Consider the following 15,260-nt stretch of genomic DNA (forward strand, 5'->3'; position numbering starts at 1 on the left):
GCCGCCTCCCCCGTCAGCGCCGCAGCGCAAGCACCGCATCCACGGTGTCCGCCTCCGCGGCCGTCTTGTCCTCCCGGTACCGCACCACCCGGGCGAAGCGCAGTGTCACGCCTTCCGGGTAGCGGGTCGAACGCTGTACGCCGTCGAAGGCCACCTCGACCACCAGCTCGGGCCGCACCTTCACCGCCCAGCCGTCGTCCTCGACCGCCAGCTCCTGCAGCCGCTCGGTCTGCCAGGCGAGGACCGCGTCGGTGAGCCCCTTGAAGGTCTTGCCGAGCATCGCGAACGAACCGTCCGCACGTCGCGCCCCCAGATGCAGATTCGACAGCTTCCCCGTGCGCCGTCCGTGGCCCCACTCCGCTGCCAGCACCACGAGGTCGAGCGTGTGCACCGGCTTCACCTTCACCCAGGACGCCCCGCGCCGCCCGGCGCTGTACGGGGCGTCGAGGCCCTTGACGACCACGCCCTCGTGCCCGCGCGCCAGAGTCTCGTCCGCGAACGCCCGTGCCTCTTCCCGCAGTTGTACGTCGTCAGGGTCGGTCACCTCGTACCGGCGGACGCGCCGCGGCTCGGGCGAGATACGGACCAGCTCGGCGTGGCGATCGCGGGCGGGCAGATCGAGCAGATCGCGGCCGTCGACGCTCAGAAGGTCGAAGAACACGGGGAAGAGGGGCAACTCGGCCTGGGCGCCCGGGACGTCGAGCTTGGAGCCCACGCGGCCCGCGATGTCCTGGAAGGGCAGCGGGCGTCCCTCGGGGCCGAGTGCGATGACCTCGCCGTCCAGGACGGCCCGCGTGGCCGTCAACTCCTGAGCCGCCGCGACGACTTCGGGCAGCCGGTCGGTGATCTCGTCGAGCGTGCGGGTGAACACCCGTACGCTGTCGCCGTCGCGATGGACCTGGACCCGGATGCCGTCCAGCTTCTCCTCGACCGCGCAGGCGCCCACCATGTCGATCGCCTCGTCCACGTCCTTGGCGGTCTTGGCCAGCATCGGCAGGACCGGCCGGCCCACGTCGAGCCGGAAGGCGTCGAGTGCGGCCACACCGTCCGCGATCAGGGCCTGGGCGACCGTGTCGAGACGGCCCGCGAGCATCACGGCGCGGCGTACGGCAGCGGGCTTCGCGCCGTACGCGGCGGCGAGACCGTCCACGGCCAGGGCGTCGAGGGCGCCCTGGCGCAGCTCGCCGCCGATCAGGCCGAACAGGAACCGCTGCTCGTCCTCGGTGGCGGCGGTGAGCAGCTCGTGCAGCAGCCGTTTGCGCTCGGCCTGGGCGCCCTTGCCCGCGACGGCGGCGATGCGGTCGAAGGTGGCGTGCACTCCCTGCACGGTGAGGGTCGGGGTGGCGGCCGGTTCCCGCTTCTCGCGGAACGCCGTCCAGCCCACGTTGATCTTCCGCTGAGGCAGTCGCCCCGCGAGATACGAGACGACCAGCGGCGCCTCCTCGGGGGCCATCCGCCCGAACAGCTCGGCCAGCAGCGCGGTCTTCTCCTTGCGTGCGGCAGTGGCGGCGATCTCCCGTGAGGTCCTGGCCACGTCGGCGAGCAGCATGTCTTCATCGTGGACCACGGGCGCGGGGGACGCAGGGGTTTCGCCCCCGGACAGGGGTGGGCTGCCGGCCCACGGTCCCTCGGCCGCCGAACGGCGCACCGCAGCCAGGCGTGGCAGCATCGGCCGCATGTACCCCAGGCGCCGCCCCGCAGCCCTCCGTCTGCTCGTCGGTGCGTTGTGCGCGCTGCTCCTCGTGGGCTGCTCATCGGACACGGGCTCCGGGCCGGACACGGCCTCCCGGCAGTCCGCGACGCGTTCACAGCAGAACGAGGTCCCCGCCTGGGCCAAGGGCTTCCGTGCCGTCGCCGAGGCGTCCCTGCCCGCCGAGGCACGGCAGACGCTGCGCCTGATCGATGCCGGCGGCCCCTTCCCGTACGACAAGGACGGCGCGTACTTCGGCAACTACGAGCGGATCCTGCCGCGCCACAACCGCGGCTACTACCGCGAGTACACGGTCCGCACACCCCGCGCACGCGATCGCGGCGCGCGCCGTATCGTGACCGGCCGGGGCGGGGAGTTCTTCTACACGGACGATCACTACGACACGTTCAAGGCGGTCCTGCGATGACACGCGGCTCCAGCGCAACTGGTGGCGGGTTCGACGAGCCGGCCGGCGGTTCCGCCGGCCCGGGCGAGATGTCCGGTGTCCAGAGCGAGATGTCCGGCGGCCACAGCGGGGACCCCAGTGGCCGGAGCGGGGATCCGGGCGGTCCCGCGGGCTGTCCTCCAGGCCAGTGGGCCGGCCGGCCCGAGCCCCTGGCGGCGCTCGTCGAGTCGGCGCGCGGCTCAGCCGTCCCGCTCCACGTTCTCGACCTGTCCGGTGTCACGGACAGGTCCGCGTTCCTGGCCGTCTGCGCCCGGGCCCTGGCCTTTCCCTCCTGGTTCGGCCACAACTGGGACGCCCTGGCCGACTCCCTGAGCGATCTGGCCCCGGGCACGGTCGTGGTGGTCTCGGGCTGGCGCGCGTATGCCGAGGCGCGGCCCGGGGAGTGGGAGACGGCGCGGGAGATCCTCGCCGAGGCCGTACCCCTCACGGCCCTCCTCACGTTGGAGTGAAGCCGGTGCGGGTCCGCGAAGCCCTACGCTTCCCGGGACGACCGCACTCCGAGGAGCGATCACGTGCCCGACCATGTCCCGTCCTACCCGTACTCCGAAGCGACCAGCCCCGACCAGGCGCCAAGGACCCATGAACTGCTCAAGCCCGCGCTGTGGCTGCTCGGGACCTGGCGGGGGAGGGGGCGCGGCACCTACCCGACGCTCGCCGAGGACTTCACGTATGCGCAGGAAGTGACCTTCTCGCACGACGGCCGGCCCTTCCTGCGGTACGAGGCGAGGGCCTGGCTGATCGACGGGCAGGACGGGCCGCTGCGTCCCGCCGCCCGGGAGAGCGGCTGGTGGCGGGTGCAGCCGGACGGGCGGGTCGAGGCGCTGATCACGCAGCCCACCGGGATCACGGAGATCATGGTCGGCAGTGTCGGCGAAGGGCTCGCCGAACTCGCCTCGCACACCGTGGCGCTGACTCCCACGGCCAAGGAGGTGACCGCGACGCGTCGCCGCTACACCCTCACCGAGGGCGCGACCCTGGACTTCGTCCATGACCTCGCGGCCGTCGGGCAGCCGCTCCAGCATCACCTCGGAGCGCAGCTGAACCGGGCGGGCTGATCTCCGGTGATCGTGCGTCCGATGCCCACCGAGGTTCACGGTACTGACAACTGACGCCCCGTCAGTTACGGTCTGGCGCATGTTCTTCTCGCTGGGGCTCCCGACGCACAGGGTGGACGCAGGCGCCGATCTGATCGGCGCCGATGCCGTCATGGAGATGGCGCGCGCCGCCGAGGTCGCGGGTTTCGACGCGGTCTTCGTGACCGACCACCCTTTCCCCGGCGACGCCTGGCTCGCGCGCGGAGGGCACCACACCCTCGACCCGATGGTGACGCTGTCCTTCGCGGCCGCCGCGACCCGTGAACTGCGCCTGCACACCAACCTGTTCGTGCCCGCGTACCGCAATCCCTTCGTCTCGGCGAAGATGATCTCGACCCTGGACGCACTCTCCGGCGGCCGGGTCATCCTCGGGGTGGGGGCGGGCTACCTGGAGCCGGAGTTCGAGGCTCTGGGCGCGGACTTCGCCGAGCGCAACGACCGGCTCGACGAAGCGCTGCGCGCCATGCGGGCCGCGTGGACCGGGGAGCCGGTGCTCCTCGAAGGCTCCGGATACGCGGCCGCAGGCAACACCATGCTGCCCAGGCCCGCACAGGAGCGGATACCCGTGTGGATCGGCGGCAACAGCAGACGGGCGATCCGCCGCGTCGTGGACCTCGGCGACGGCTGGCTCCCCATGCCGGCCCCGGTCAAGGCCTCCAAGGCCCTGCGCACGCCCGGCATCGAGAACCTCGCCGACCTGCGGGACCGGCTCGACTACCTGCGGGAGTACGCGGAGTCGGTGGGCCGTACCGATCCGGTCGATGTCACGTTCATGCCGCGGGGGCTGAGCATGTTCTCCGGCGGGGCGCTCGATGCCGACGCGATCGTCGAGGATCTGGCCGAACAGGCCGAGGCCGGCGTCACCGGGGTCACGGTCGTGCTGCCCGCGGGGACGCGGGCGGAATTCCTGGAGCAGACAGCGTTGTTCGGTGAGCGCGTCGTCGCGAACGTGAAGTGAGGCCGGATTCCGTACGCGAAGGGAGCCCGGCGGGACTCGCAGCCGCCACCCGGCAGGGCTCACAGCGGGCCGAACAGCCAGTTTCCCGGGGCGTCACCGTCGTTGCTGGTGAAGTAGTCCTCGACGGCGGCTTGGACCTCCTCCGGCTCCAGCGTGCCGTTTCCGTCGGCGTCGAGCCGGTCGAAGGCGGCGTCGCTCGCCTCGTGCGGTGCGTCGAAGGCCACGCGGAGCATCAGCCGGTACTCGTCGCGGTCGATCAGCCCGTTGCCGTCGAGGTCGCACAGATCGAGCCAGGCGGTGACCATCGCCGAGAAGTCAGCGAGGAGTTCGGACCGGCGCGTGGCCACCGCGTGCCGGACCGCCCGGTCGTAGGTGGCCGCGTCGATACGGCCGTCCCCGTCCTCGTCGGCCCGGGCGAGATGGTGGTCCCAGATGGCGGCGAGGAGAGCGCGCAGCCGGTCGGTGCGCACGGTCTCGCCGGCCCGGCCGAATCCCTCGCGCAGCCGGTCGGCCAGCCGCGGCAGATCCTCCTCGGACATCAGTCCGTCGCCGTCTGCGTCCAGCATCGTGAACATGCGGTGCAGTTTGGCCGAGAGTACCGGGGCGGACGTTTCCATCGCGGTCATGTGAATCCTTCCGTCGAGGAGAGCTGTCGATTCAGCGTGCATTCCAGGTGTCTTTGGTTCCATCACTCGTGCGAGTGACCGGTGTGCTGATGTGCAACAGGTTCAACAGCGCCGCATTCCAGGTCGGTTGAACGGAGAAACGATTCTGGGCTTCTCTTGATGTATGCCCTACGCCACTCATGCGCGCCGCATCGCACCGGGCACGGTGCGGCGTGCCGAAACCGTCCAGCCCGGTATGAGCGGACCCAACGCACTGTTCGTCGGCAGAGTCGGCGACTGGACGTGGGAGACCGTGAGCGAGGTCTGCGACGTCGACGCCTTCCGCGCCCGGGACGCCGGCGGACGGCCCTCCTATCTGGCCTTCACGTATTACCGGGTGATGGCCACACCGGGGACGCACCCCGGATTACTGCAATTCGGCGACCGGCTCGACGTGGTGTCGCAGGTGTTCGGGGCCGGCGGGCAATCCGTACTCACCGTGCACCGTATTCACCCGGCTTCCCCGGGTGGCAGGCCGCTGGACGACGGGCCGCTCACTCCCGAGGAGATTTACGAGCGGCGCAGACCGGACTGTATTTACGTCGAGAACTTCAACAGCTGGATTTCCCGCGGGGATTCCGGCGCGAACACCGAACTCGTACGGTCCTGCCCGCCGGGTTTCGCTTTCCGGCATCTGCCCAAACTGTCCGCCCGGCACTCGCCGCGCACCGCTTTGCGTGCCGCGCGCCGCCTGCGCCGTGTCGGCGACCCCGAGGCTGAGGGCCGCATCCCGATCAGCCCGCCCCTGACCCATCTGCAGCCGGTCGACCTGACCCGCGACGTCAACGGCGCCGGACTGCTCTACTTCGCGTCCTACTTCTCGGTGGCCGATGCCGCGCTGCTCGGCCTGTGGCGCCATCTGGGGCGCAGTGACCGGCAGTTCCTCCACCGCGCGGTCACCGACGCACGGATGTGCTTCGTCGCCAACACCGACCCCGAGACCGTGCTCCGTACCCGTCTGCAGGCATGGAGCCCGGCCGGCGACCGCCGTGACGAACTCGTCGACATCGTCATCGAGGACGCCCGTGACGCCCGGCTGCTCGCCGTCTGCTCCCTGCGCCTGGCCACCCCGCCGCGCGCCACGTGACCCGGGCCGTCCGCCCCCGCTGCCCGACCCGCCACCCGTGACCCGAACGGCCATGTCCGCATGGCCACTTCACGAGAGCTGAGGACTCATGTCACCGATCGCACCCGGCACCAAGACCGCAGTGATGTTCCCCGGGCAGGGCGCCTACCTGCCCGGCTCCCTGTCCGATGTGCAGCGGGACGACCGCGCCGCGCAGGTGGTGGGGGAGGTGCTCGAAGAAGTCGACAAGGCGGCCGCGGCCGCGGGCACCGCCGCGGTGTCGCCGCTGCTCACCGAGCGCTCCGCGCCCGCCGTCGACACCCTCGTCCAGGGCGACCCCGAGCGCCTCCATCTCGCCATCTACGCGGCCTCCTTGGCCTCGTACAAAGTGCTGACCGGGCCGCTCGGCCTGTCGCCCGACGTGGTGTTCGGGCACAGCGTCGGCGAGTTGACCGCCCTGGTCGCCGGAGGTGCCCTGTCGATCGCCGACGGGGCGCGGCTGCTCGCGGCCCGCGACGCGGCGTTCCGGGACGCCCCGCCCGTGCCGGGCGGGATCTACCCCGTGCCGCGCGGCGCCGGGCGGCCCGCCCGCCTGGTCGAGGGCTGCGGCCTGGCCCGTACGCGGATCGCCGCCGACAACGCGCCCCGCCAGGCGGTCGTCTCGGGACCCGACGACGAGCTCGATGCCCTCGCGCGCGTGCTCGACGCCCTGGGCCTTCGGCACTTCCGGCTGCGCTCGGCCCACCCGTTCCACAGCCCGCTGCTGGCCCCTGTCGTGGCCCGGTTCCGGCCCGCCGTGTCCGAGGTGGAGGTGTCGGTGCCGCACCTTCCCGTGTACTCGCCCACGTGCGGCGGCTATTACCGCGACGTCGACGAGATCCGGGACGCGGTGGTGCACCATCTCGTCCAGCCCGTCGCGTTCCGTCAGGCTGTGACCACGCTGTACGGCGACGGCATCGACCGTTTCGTCGAGACGGGCCCCAAGTCGATCCTCGCGGACCTCGTCGCGCAGTGCCTGCCCGACGCGTCGGCCGTTGCGCCGTTGAGGTCACGCGTCGGATTCACCGGCCTGCGCGCCGCGTTGGCGGGGGACTCCTCAGGGCCGGTCCTGTCGGCCGTGGCCGACGCGGTCGGCGACGTGGCCGTGGAGGACGAGCCGGACGCGTCCGCGACCACGGTCAAGGCAGAGGTCACGAAGCCGAAGCCGAAGCCGAAGGCGGGCGGCTTGCCGGACCGCGGCACCCTCATCGAGGAACTACGCGCCCTGTACGCCGAGGAGTTGGAGTATCCCCTGGACGTCATGGCACCCGACGCCGACCTGGAGGCCGACCTCGCCGTCGACTCCGTCAAGCAGATCGAGCTGTTCTCGCGCGCCCTCGACCGCTACGGACTCCCGCAGCCCGAGGCCGCGCTCCGGGTGACCACGTACACGACGCTGGAACGGGTGGCCGGGCTGCTCGGCGACATCGCGGGCGGGCTGCGGTGACCGGGGTTCCCGGGCCGTTCGCCGGCCGTACCGTCCTGGTCACGGGAGGAGCACGCGGGGTCGGCCGGTACATCACCGAGGAGTTCGCCCGGCGCGGCGCGCATGTCATCGTCAACTGCTTTCACAGCGAACGCGCCGCACAGGGCCTGGTCGCCGACCTCGGCGCACGCGGCTTGTCCGCCGAAGTGATCAAGGCGTCCGCCGCCAAGGCCGACCATGTGGCGCGCATGATGGCTCAGGTGGAGCGCGAGCACGGCGGGCTCGACGTCCTGGTGAACAACGCGGCCCGCGGAGCGTTCGTCCCGCTCGCCGAGCTGGAGGAGGAGGACTGGCAGCGCGCGATCGACCTCAACCTCCATGCCGTACGGCACTGTTCGCTCGCCGCTCTGCCCCTGCTCGCCCGCCGCCCCGGAAGCAGCGTGGTCAACGTCTCCAGCCATGGCTCGCGGCATGTCGTACCGCACTACGGTCTGGTCGGTGCGACCAAGGCGGCCATGGAGAGCCTGAGCCGGTATCTCGCCGTGGAGTTCGCACCCCGTGGAGTGCGCGTGAATGTCGCCGGGTGCCAGGTGATGGACAACCGCGTGGGCGACATGTTCCCCGACTCCGACGCGATGAAGCGGGCCACGCTCGATGCGACCCCCTGGGGCCGGCTGCCCACCGAGACCGACCTCGCCCGCGCCGTAGTGCTTCTGGCCAGCCCCGAGGCGGGCTTCGTCACCGGCCAGACCCTGCTCGCCGACGGTGGTCTGGCCTGCGGGGCGGCGCTCCACGCGCCCCCGCCGGTACGAGAGGGGGAGGCCCTCGACGAGGTGTCACCCGTACCGAGCGAGAAGCCGGCAGACCCGCCACGCGAACTCGCCGTCTCCGTAAGGGAGTCCGTGCCGGCCATCGCCGTGGTCGGCACCGGCCTCCTCCTGCCCGAGGCCGACTCGCCCGACGCCTTCTGGGACGTGCTGCGGCGGGGCGAGCCCGTCTTCGCGGGCCAGGAGCGGCGCTATCCCATGGAGCACTTCCACTCGGCCGATCCCGCCGCGGACGACTCCACCTACACCTCGCTCGCCGGGATGATCGACCGGCCGAGGCTGCATCCGAGGGCCGCCGAGATCGACGGGGCCACCGAGGTCGAACAGTGGCTGCGGCATACGGTGCTGCAGGCGCTCGACGGACGGGCCGTCGCCCGGGATCGGCGCGTGGGCCTGTACTTCGCGGGCTGGCCCGACGGCACCCGCGAGCTGGAGGAGGGCGCGCTGCGCCGACTCCTGGAGAAGCAAGCCGAGTCGGCGGGGGTCGACCCGCAGGAGCTGCGCACCGCGTTCGCCCGGATGCTGCCCAACGCCGCCTCGCCGGAAGGCTTTCTGCCCGAGCGGCTGCTGCGCCGGGCCCTCACCGGACTCGTACCGGAAGAGGCCGACTACATGACAGTCGACGCGGCCTGCTCCTCGGGTCTGTACGCGATCGACCTGGCCGCCCGCGCCCTGCGCGCGGGGGAGAGCGACCTCGCCCTGGCCGGCGGCCTGTCCCTGTGCACGGTCCGGTATCTGATCCTGTTCTCCAAGGTGACCGGCCTGAGCCGCAGCGGTGAGGTACGTGCCTTCGACGAGAAGGCCGACGGGACCCTGTTCTCCGACGCCGTCGCCACCGTCGCGCTCAAACGTCTGGACGATGCCGAACGGGACGGCGACCCGGTGCTCGCCGTGCTCGACGGATTCGGTGCCTCGTCCGACGGCAAGGGCAAGGGGATCTACGCGCCCAACCCGCGCGGCCAGCGACTCGCCCTGTCCCGCGCCTACCCGGACGGCGCCGACGAGGTGTCCTGGGTGGTGGGCCACGCCACCGGCACACCGGCCGGCGACCGGGCCGAACTCGACGCCCTGTCCGCCGAGTTCGGGCGGGATGACGGCAATGAAGTGCTCTGTACCGGCAACAAGTCGGTGTTCGGGCACGGCGGCTGGACCAGCGGGCTCGTCTCGGTGGTGCACGCCGTGCAAGGCCTGCGCCACGGCGTCGTGCCGGCCCAGGCCCGCTACGACACCCCGGGCGCCGACGGCCTTCCGGCCGGGGTCGAGGTGCCGTGCCAGGACCAGCCGTTGCCGCCCGCGCGCCGGGTCGGCGTCTCCGCGTTCGGCTTCGGCGGAATCAACGCCCACCAAGTGCTCGCCGCCCCGTCCGGCCGCCCGCCCCGCACGTACACCCGCCCGGAGCGGGCGACCGAGCCCTTGGTGCTCGTCGGCTGGAGCGCGCTGCTGCCGGGCACGGCCGACTCGAACGCGGCCCTGGACGCCATGTCCGGCGCCGGACATCCCCCAACCTTCGGCGACGTCTACCCCACGCCGGACTTCTCCGCCGTACGCATGCCGCCGCGCAGCGCACGTGCCGTGGACCGTACACAGCTCATGGCGCTCCAGCTGGTGGACCGCCTCGCGGCCGAACACGGCCGGCTGTGGGAGCCGGTCGCCGCGTCGACCTGTGTCATCGCCGCGCACGCCGGACCCACCCGGCTCTCCCAGGAATTGTCCGTACGCTGCTTCGCCAGCGCGTTGGACAGCGCGTTCACGGACGCCACACCACGCGCCTCGCGCTGGTGGCGCGAGCACCGGAGCCGGCTCATGTCCCGGGTCGCGAAGGTCAGTGAGGACTCGCTGCCCGGGCTGCTGCCCAATGTGATCGCGGGGCGCGTCGCCAACCAGCACGATCTGCACGGACCGGCCTTCGCCACCGACCGGGGCCGGGCCTCCGGATGCAGCGCGCTCGGCGTCGCGCGACGCTATCTGAGGGACGGCGACTGCGCGTTGGCGCTCGTGCTCGGCGCCCACGGCAATACGCTGCCCGGCTCCGGTGTGCTGTTCGACCGGCCCGACGACCGCATGGCCGAAGGAGGCTTCCTCCTCGCCGTCACCACGGCCGACCGGGCCGAGGAACACGGCTGGCCGGTGCTCGCGCAGGTTCCGGAGTCACCGCGGTGGACCGCCGCGAACGAGGACTTCTGCTACGGGGGCGCCGACGATCTGGCCGTGCTGCTGCGCGGTCTGCTGCGGGCCGAATCCGCGGCGGATGCGGCGGCTGTGGCGGATGCGGCCGATGTGGCTGAGGCTGTGGCGGACGGTGTCGTATCGGAGGAGGTAGTGCCGGACAAGCAGGAGACGCAGCCGGGCAGTACGGCTCGTGTCGCCTCTGCCTCCGCCTCTGCCTCTGCCTCCGCACCGAGCTCTGCCTCCGTACGGAGTTCTGCCTCCGCACCGAGCTCTGCCTCCGCACCGAGCTCTGCCTCCGCACCGAGCTCCGCCGCCGCACGGAGCTCTGCCTTCGCACCGAGCTCCGCCGCCGCACCGCGCTCCGGCCCGGACCTCCTCAGGTTCGAGCTGACGGCCGAGCCGGCCGATGCCGCCACCGCGTCCGGTGGCGCCGTGCCCGCGCTGCCGGACGGCTGTCTCGTCATCGTGGACGACGCCGACGTGGCCGAGGCGCTCGGCCCGGCGGTACGGAACGCGGGCGCGACCCTCGCCGTCACCGACGACCGCGCTCCGAGGGAACTGCGGCTGGACGTCGACGTGGAATCCGTGGCCGCACTCGTCGAGCGTGCCGGGCACCCCGCGCATCTGCGGGTGTTCGCCTCGCCCGCGCGGACCGCCTGGCCCGGCCGGCCCGCGCCGGCCCTGATCGCGGCGCAGGAGGCCACGTTCCTCGCGCTGCAGCAGCTGGCGAAGATGCTGGAGCGCGGCGGTTCCGCCGTCGTCTGCCTGCTCGATCCGCAGCAGCGCGGAGTGGCGCATCCGCACGGTGCGCTGTTCACCGGCATGGTCAAGAGCGTGCTGTGGGATCTGCCCGGCGCATGGCTGCACGTCCTGACCACCGACGCCGAACCCGTCGCCACCTTGGAGCAGATCCGCGCCGCGGCACTGAACCGCCCGCAGATCCCGGTGAGTTATCTCCGGTACGGCGTACGGCACACGGAGACTCTGCGCCCGGGACCGCCCGACGTGGCCGGCCCCGAACCGCTCGACACGAACAGCGTCATCGTCGCGGTCGGCGGGGCGCGCGGCATCACGGCGAGCATCCTCGACCGTCTGGCGTCCCGGCACCGCTGCCACATCTGGCTGCTCGGCTCCAGCGATGTCGACGCCCTCACCCCTGAGATGCGTGCCGAGCCGGACGAGGAGTTCACGGCCCGCAGGCGGGGCTTCATCGCCGAACAGCTGCGCTCCGCGCGGAAGGTGACACCCCGCGAGGCCGTGCGGCGCTTCGACCGGCTCGCTTCGGCGCGGGAGGCGGTTCGCACCGTCGACCGGCTGCGTGCCCGGTGCGGGGCCGACACCGTGCACTATGTACGCGCCGACATCACCGACCCGGCGCAGGTGCGGGCCGCGGCCCGGCGGATCGCCGGGGCCCATGACCGCATCGACCTGCTCGTCAACGCGGCCGGACTGCACGAGGCGGGTGACTTCGCCACCAAATCCCTGGACGTGTTCCGCCGGATCCGGGATGTGAAACTGCTCGGCTACCACGCGCTGCGGGAGGCGTTCGACGGCGTGCCGGTGCGGCACTGGTGCAACTTCGGCTCCATCACCGGCGTCATCGGCCTGCCCGGTGAGATCGACTACGCGGCCGCCAACGACCTGCTCGGCGCCGCGGCACGGGCCGGCGGACACGACGCGGACCGCGAGGAGTTCACTGTCGCCTGGACCCTGTGGGGCCAGAGCGGCATGGCCACCCGGGCCTTGGTCGGCGACGCCGTCAAGCGCCGTGGCCATCTCTCGGCCGTCACCGACGACGAAGGCGCGGAACACTTCCGGCGGGTCCTGAGCCACTCCGGCCCCCGTCCGCCCGGCGTGGTACAACTCGGCGCGGCGGAACGGTCGTTCATGGCCTCGGCCATGCCGCGCCTCGCCACGGCGCCGTTCGCCGATGACCCACCCGGTGCCTACCTGGGCACACCGGTCCGGCGCGGAGTGGGCGCCGCCGAGTGGGAGCTCACCTTCGACGACCATCAGGCGCGTCTGGTCTCCGAACATCCGGTCACCGGCCTGCCCACCCTGCCCGGCACCTTGGTCCTCGCCCTGATCGCCGAGGCCGCGGCCCGGCTGGTCCCGGGCGCCAAGCCCGACGTCGTACGCGATGTGCGCTACCACCGGTTCGTACGGGTGCGTCCCGGCGGCCCCGTGCGCCACCGGGTGCGCGCCGAACTCACCGGCCCCGCCACCGTGTTGGTGACCATCACGTCGACGACCACGGCACCCGACGGGCGGGTGCTGCGCCGCGACGCCCTGCACACCCGCGCGTACGTGGACCTGAACAGCGCGCCCGCGGCGACCGCGCCCCCCGCGGCGGTCGGCGGTGAGCCCGCCCACGACCCGTACTACGAACCGGGCAGCCCGATTCCGCTGCGCGGCTCCTTCATCAACACCACCGACCACACCTCGAGTCCCGGCGGCGGCCGCAGCCTGTGGCTGCCGCGGACCGCCCCTGACGCACGGTTCTACGGACGTATGGCCCTGCCCGCGCTGCTCATCGACGCCCTGGCCCGCACCCATATGCTCCGCCCGGCCGGCACCCGCGAGGTGGCGATCAGCGCGCCGGTCGGGTTGGACCGTCTCGAGGTGTACCAGCACGGCAACGACCTCGACCTGCACCGTGCACACCCCGACGGCGTACGCCTGGTGGAGGACCGGAGCACCGGCCGCTATCACGCGCTGAGTTGTGACGGAGAGCCCATCCTGTCCTTCGAGGGCATGCGGATCTACAGCGTCGGCGCCGTCGACGTGCAGACGACCGCACCGCACAGCTCCGGCTGACCCGGGAACCGGCCGGACAACGGCAGTTCATGGACGGCGTACCGCGTCCCGCCCGCGACAAGGGCGCGTACGCCGTCCACCGCCCGGGCCCGCCGCAGCGCGTCGAGCAACGGCACCTGCGCCGTCTTCGCGTACGCCTCCTTCGCCGTCCACAGCCGCGTCAGCGCCCGCGCGTCCCGTCCGCACTCGTCCTCGTCGGCCACGAGCAGCGGGGCGATCGCGCGGGCCCGGCGCGTATCGAACACCGCCTCCACGTCGATCCCGCAGCGCACCCCGCGCGCCAGCGCAACCGCGGCCACGGCGCCGCACCCGCTGAGTGACACGCTCCACCCGTCGAGCGACGGCCGTCCGACCGCGTCGGTGTGCAGCGGCACGCTCTCGGGGGACATCCCGAGCACCTCGCCAAGGACCTGCCGTACCGCCGTACGGCGTTCCACGAACGCGATCCGGTCACCCCGCCGCACATAGCGCGCGGCCCGCGCCCGCTCTCCGGCGTCGAGCACATCGGGGCCCCGCACATGCCCCGTGCCCACGCCGGCGAACACCCGGATGCGCGCGTCCCCCGGTCCGTGACGCTCCCACAGCGGCGTCAACTCCATTGCCGGGCGGACGAACAGGTCGCTGTCTCGGCCTCGTACTGCAGCAGTCCCCGTACGGCGCGGTGGTCCTTGTACGGTGCGAGCGCCCGCAGGATCGCGCGTGAGGTGTCGCCGACCGTGCGCGAACGCAGCCCCGCCCGCGTGGTGAGGAACACCTGGCTCGCGGCGCAGGCCTCCTCCACCTGCCCGGACAGGAAGAGGAGCTGAGCACGCCTGCCCAGGGTGAGGGCCAGGGACCGCCGGTCGTGCGGGGCCCGTACGTCCGCCGAGCGCCGCAGCGCCCGCAGGGAGGGCGCCAGATGTCCCAGGCGCCGATGGGCCTCGGCACGCTGGAACACGAACGCGCTCACCGGGTAGGAGCGAAAGGGCCGCCCGTCGTCCTCGTCGTCGGCCGGCAGCAGCACCTCGGCCTGGTCGAGCGCGCGGAAAGCGGCCCGGTCCTCCTGCAGCGCGGCGTGCACCACGGCGAGTTGTGTCAGCGCGTAGGCCCGCACCGCCGCAGGGGCCCGGCCCGCGCTCGCGTCGACGGCCGCCCGCGCGGCCTGCAGTGCCGTGCCGCGATGGCCGATGACCAGCGCCTGGGCGGACAGGGCCCGCAGGCCGATCGCCCACGAGGTACGGTCCCCGGCCTCGTTGGCCAGCTCCAACGAGGTGGTGAACCCGTGTTGGGCGAGGCCGTGCGCCCCCATGTCGGCATGCATGAGGCCGAAGACGAACAGCAGTTGGCTGCCCACCTCGCGCAGTGCACGCTGGACATCGGGCGCCGCGGGCGCCCGCAGCCACACCTCGAGGGTGTGGGACAGATAGTCGCTGAGTGCGCTGCGCGCGTAGCTGCCGCCGTGGGTCTGCATCGCACGGACGAAGTGGCGAACCGCATCGCCGAGCAGCCCGACCTCCGCCTCGCCGATCCGCCGCGGCGCGCGGCACGGCTCGGCCGCGGAGGATCGGACCGTCAGCTCCCGCCACTTGGGGAGCTGGGCCAGATCCCGGTAGGGCAGGCCGTCTCCGTCGGGCAGCAGCAGCGGCCGCGCATCCGTGTCGCCCGACCGCTGCGCCGGTACGTGGGCGAATCCGAGAGCGTCCGGAGTGACCGTACGGCCCAGGCGCCGGGTGAACGCCTCGGCGACCAGCTCGGGCACGGGAGCCTTCGGCTGGGCCCCGGCGAGCCAGTGCGCGACCGAGGTCCGGTCGTATCCGTACCGCAGACCGACCTCGGCTCCCGCGGTGTTCACGGCTCGCGCGCAGGCCTCCTGGGTCCAGCCGGCCTCACTCAGTAATCCTCGCAAGCGATGGTTGGGCGCACGGCGGCGGACCATTCCTGTCTCCCGTCTGCGGGCCTGTCGACCGGACGGGCCGAGTATGCCCACGGCAAGATCGTCCAAGCGAGGGCGCCGGGTCGCTCACGGGTTCGAGGTCGTTCAACACGTTCAACGCCATGGACCGG

General features: G+C 72.4%; 11 protein-coding genes. 7 read left to right on the top strand and 4 right to left on the bottom strand.

Annotation, left to right across the window (positions count from 1 at the left end):
- Positions 1–13: 13 nt before the first annotated feature.
- Complete coding sequence (locus JAO81_RS12590; RefSeq protein WP_199547906.1) at positions 14–1,549, bottom strand: ATP-dependent DNA ligase; 1,536 nt, start codon at positions 1,547–1,549, stop codon at positions 14–16.
- Positions 1,550–1,676: 127 nt separating this feature from the next.
- On the opposite strand from JAO81_RS12590, the gene JAO81_RS12595 reads away from it, so the two are divergent.
- From JAO81_RS12595 to JAO81_RS12610, 4 genes are all read left to right on the top strand, one after another.
- A complete protein-coding gene (locus tag JAO81_RS12595; RefSeq protein ID WP_199547907.1) occupies positions 1,677–2,117 on the top strand; it encodes a ribonuclease domain-containing protein in 441 nt (146 codons plus the stop codon).
- Positions 2,114–2,605, top strand: a complete 492-nt coding sequence (locus JAO81_RS12600) for a barstar family protein (protein ID WP_233415280.1) — start codon at positions 2,114–2,116, stop codon at positions 2,603–2,605. Before JAO81_RS12595 ends, JAO81_RS12600 begins: the two co-directional genes overlap by 4 nt.
- Before the next feature lie 63 nt (positions 2,606–2,668).
- Entirely contained in the window at positions 2,669–3,211 is a 543-nt protein-coding gene (locus tag JAO81_RS12605; RefSeq protein WP_199547908.1) for an FABP family protein, read from the top strand.
- A 79-nt stretch (positions 3,212–3,290) separates the two neighbouring features.
- On the top strand, positions 3,291–4,208 hold the full coding sequence (locus JAO81_RS12610; protein ID WP_199547909.1) for an LLM class F420-dependent oxidoreductase: 918 nt from the start codon (positions 3,291–3,293) through the stop codon (positions 4,206–4,208).
- Between the two features lie 59 nt (positions 4,209–4,267).
- On the opposite strand, the gene JAO81_RS12615 is transcribed toward JAO81_RS12610, so the two are convergent.
- Positions 4,268–4,834, bottom strand: coding sequence for an EF-hand domain-containing protein (locus JAO81_RS12615; protein WP_199547910.1), 567 nt, complete (start codon positions 4,832–4,834; stop codon positions 4,268–4,270).
- A gap of 163 nt (positions 4,835–4,997) precedes the next feature.
- Here JAO81_RS12615 and JAO81_RS12620 point away from each other — a divergent pair, with 163 nt between their 5' ends.
- The 3 genes from JAO81_RS12620 (at position 4,998) to JAO81_RS12630 (ending at position 13,217) form a co-directional block, all read left to right on the top strand.
- Positions 4,998–5,960 carry an LnmK family bifunctional acyltransferase/decarboxylase gene (locus JAO81_RS12620; RefSeq protein WP_199547911.1) on the top strand — a complete coding sequence of 321 codons (963 nt, stop codon included), beginning with the start codon at positions 4,998–5,000 and terminating at the stop codon, positions 5,958–5,960.
- An 88-nt stretch (positions 5,961–6,048) separates the two neighbouring features.
- The gene (locus JAO81_RS12625) at positions 6,049–7,425 is read left to right on the top strand and encodes an acyltransferase domain-containing protein (protein ID WP_199547912.1); all 1,377 of its coding nucleotides are present in this window, start codon (positions 6,049–6,051) and stop codon (positions 7,423–7,425) included.
- Entirely contained in the window at positions 7,422–13,217 is a 5,796-nt protein-coding gene (locus JAO81_RS12630) for an SDR family oxidoreductase (RefSeq protein ID WP_199547913.1), read from the top strand. The genes JAO81_RS12625 and JAO81_RS12630 overlap by 4 nt, the downstream gene beginning before the upstream one ends.
- On the opposite strand, the gene JAO81_RS12635 is transcribed toward JAO81_RS12630, so the two are convergent.
- On the bottom strand, positions 13,163–13,816 hold the full coding sequence (locus JAO81_RS12635) for a 4'-phosphopantetheinyl transferase superfamily protein (RefSeq protein WP_199547914.1): 654 nt from the start codon (positions 13,814–13,816) through the stop codon (positions 13,163–13,165). The two genes, JAO81_RS12630 and JAO81_RS12635, sit on opposite strands and share 55 nt — an antisense overlap.
- Positions 13,807–15,048, bottom strand: coding sequence for a hypothetical protein (locus JAO81_RS12640; protein ID WP_199547915.1), 1,242 nt, complete (start codon positions 15,046–15,048; stop codon positions 13,807–13,809). The genes JAO81_RS12635 and JAO81_RS12640 overlap by 10 nt, the downstream gene beginning before the upstream one ends.
- Positions 15,049–15,260: the final 212 nt, after the last annotated feature.

The organism is Streptomyces sp. N35, from assembly GCF_016464295.1.
Taxonomy (GTDB): domain Bacteria; phylum Actinomycetota; class Actinomycetes; order Streptomycetales; family Streptomycetaceae; genus Streptomyces.

Bases quoted from the DNA above. Each gene is read 5' to 3' on its own strand.
- JAO81_RS12590 (WP_199547906.1), bottom strand. From the start codon at position 1,549: ATGCTGCTCGCCGACGTGGCCAGGACCTCACGGGAGATCGCCGCCACT.
- JAO81_RS12595 (WP_199547907.1), top strand. From the start codon at position 1,677: ATGTACCCCAGGCGCCGCCCCGCAGCCCTCCGTCTGCTCGTCGGTGCG.
- JAO81_RS12600 (WP_233415280.1), top strand. From the start codon at position 2,114: ATGACACGCGGCTCCAGCGCAACTGGTGGCGGGTTCGACGAGCCGGCC.
- JAO81_RS12610 (WP_199547909.1), top strand. From the start codon at position 3,291: ATGTTCTTCTCGCTGGGGCTCCCGACGCACAGGGTGGACGCAGGCGCC.
- JAO81_RS12615 (WP_199547910.1), bottom strand. From the start codon at position 4,834: ATGACCGCGATGGAAACGTCCGCCCCGGTACTCTCGGCCAAACTGCAC.
- JAO81_RS12620 (WP_199547911.1), top strand. From the start codon at position 4,998: ATGCCCTACGCCACTCATGCGCGCCGCATCGCACCGGGCACGGTGCGG.
- JAO81_RS12625 (WP_199547912.1), top strand. From the start codon at position 6,049: ATGTCACCGATCGCACCCGGCACCAAGACCGCAGTGATGTTCCCCGGG.
- JAO81_RS12635 (WP_199547914.1), bottom strand. From the start codon at position 13,816: ATGGAGTTGACGCCGCTGTGGGAGCGTCACGGACCGGGGGACGCGCGC.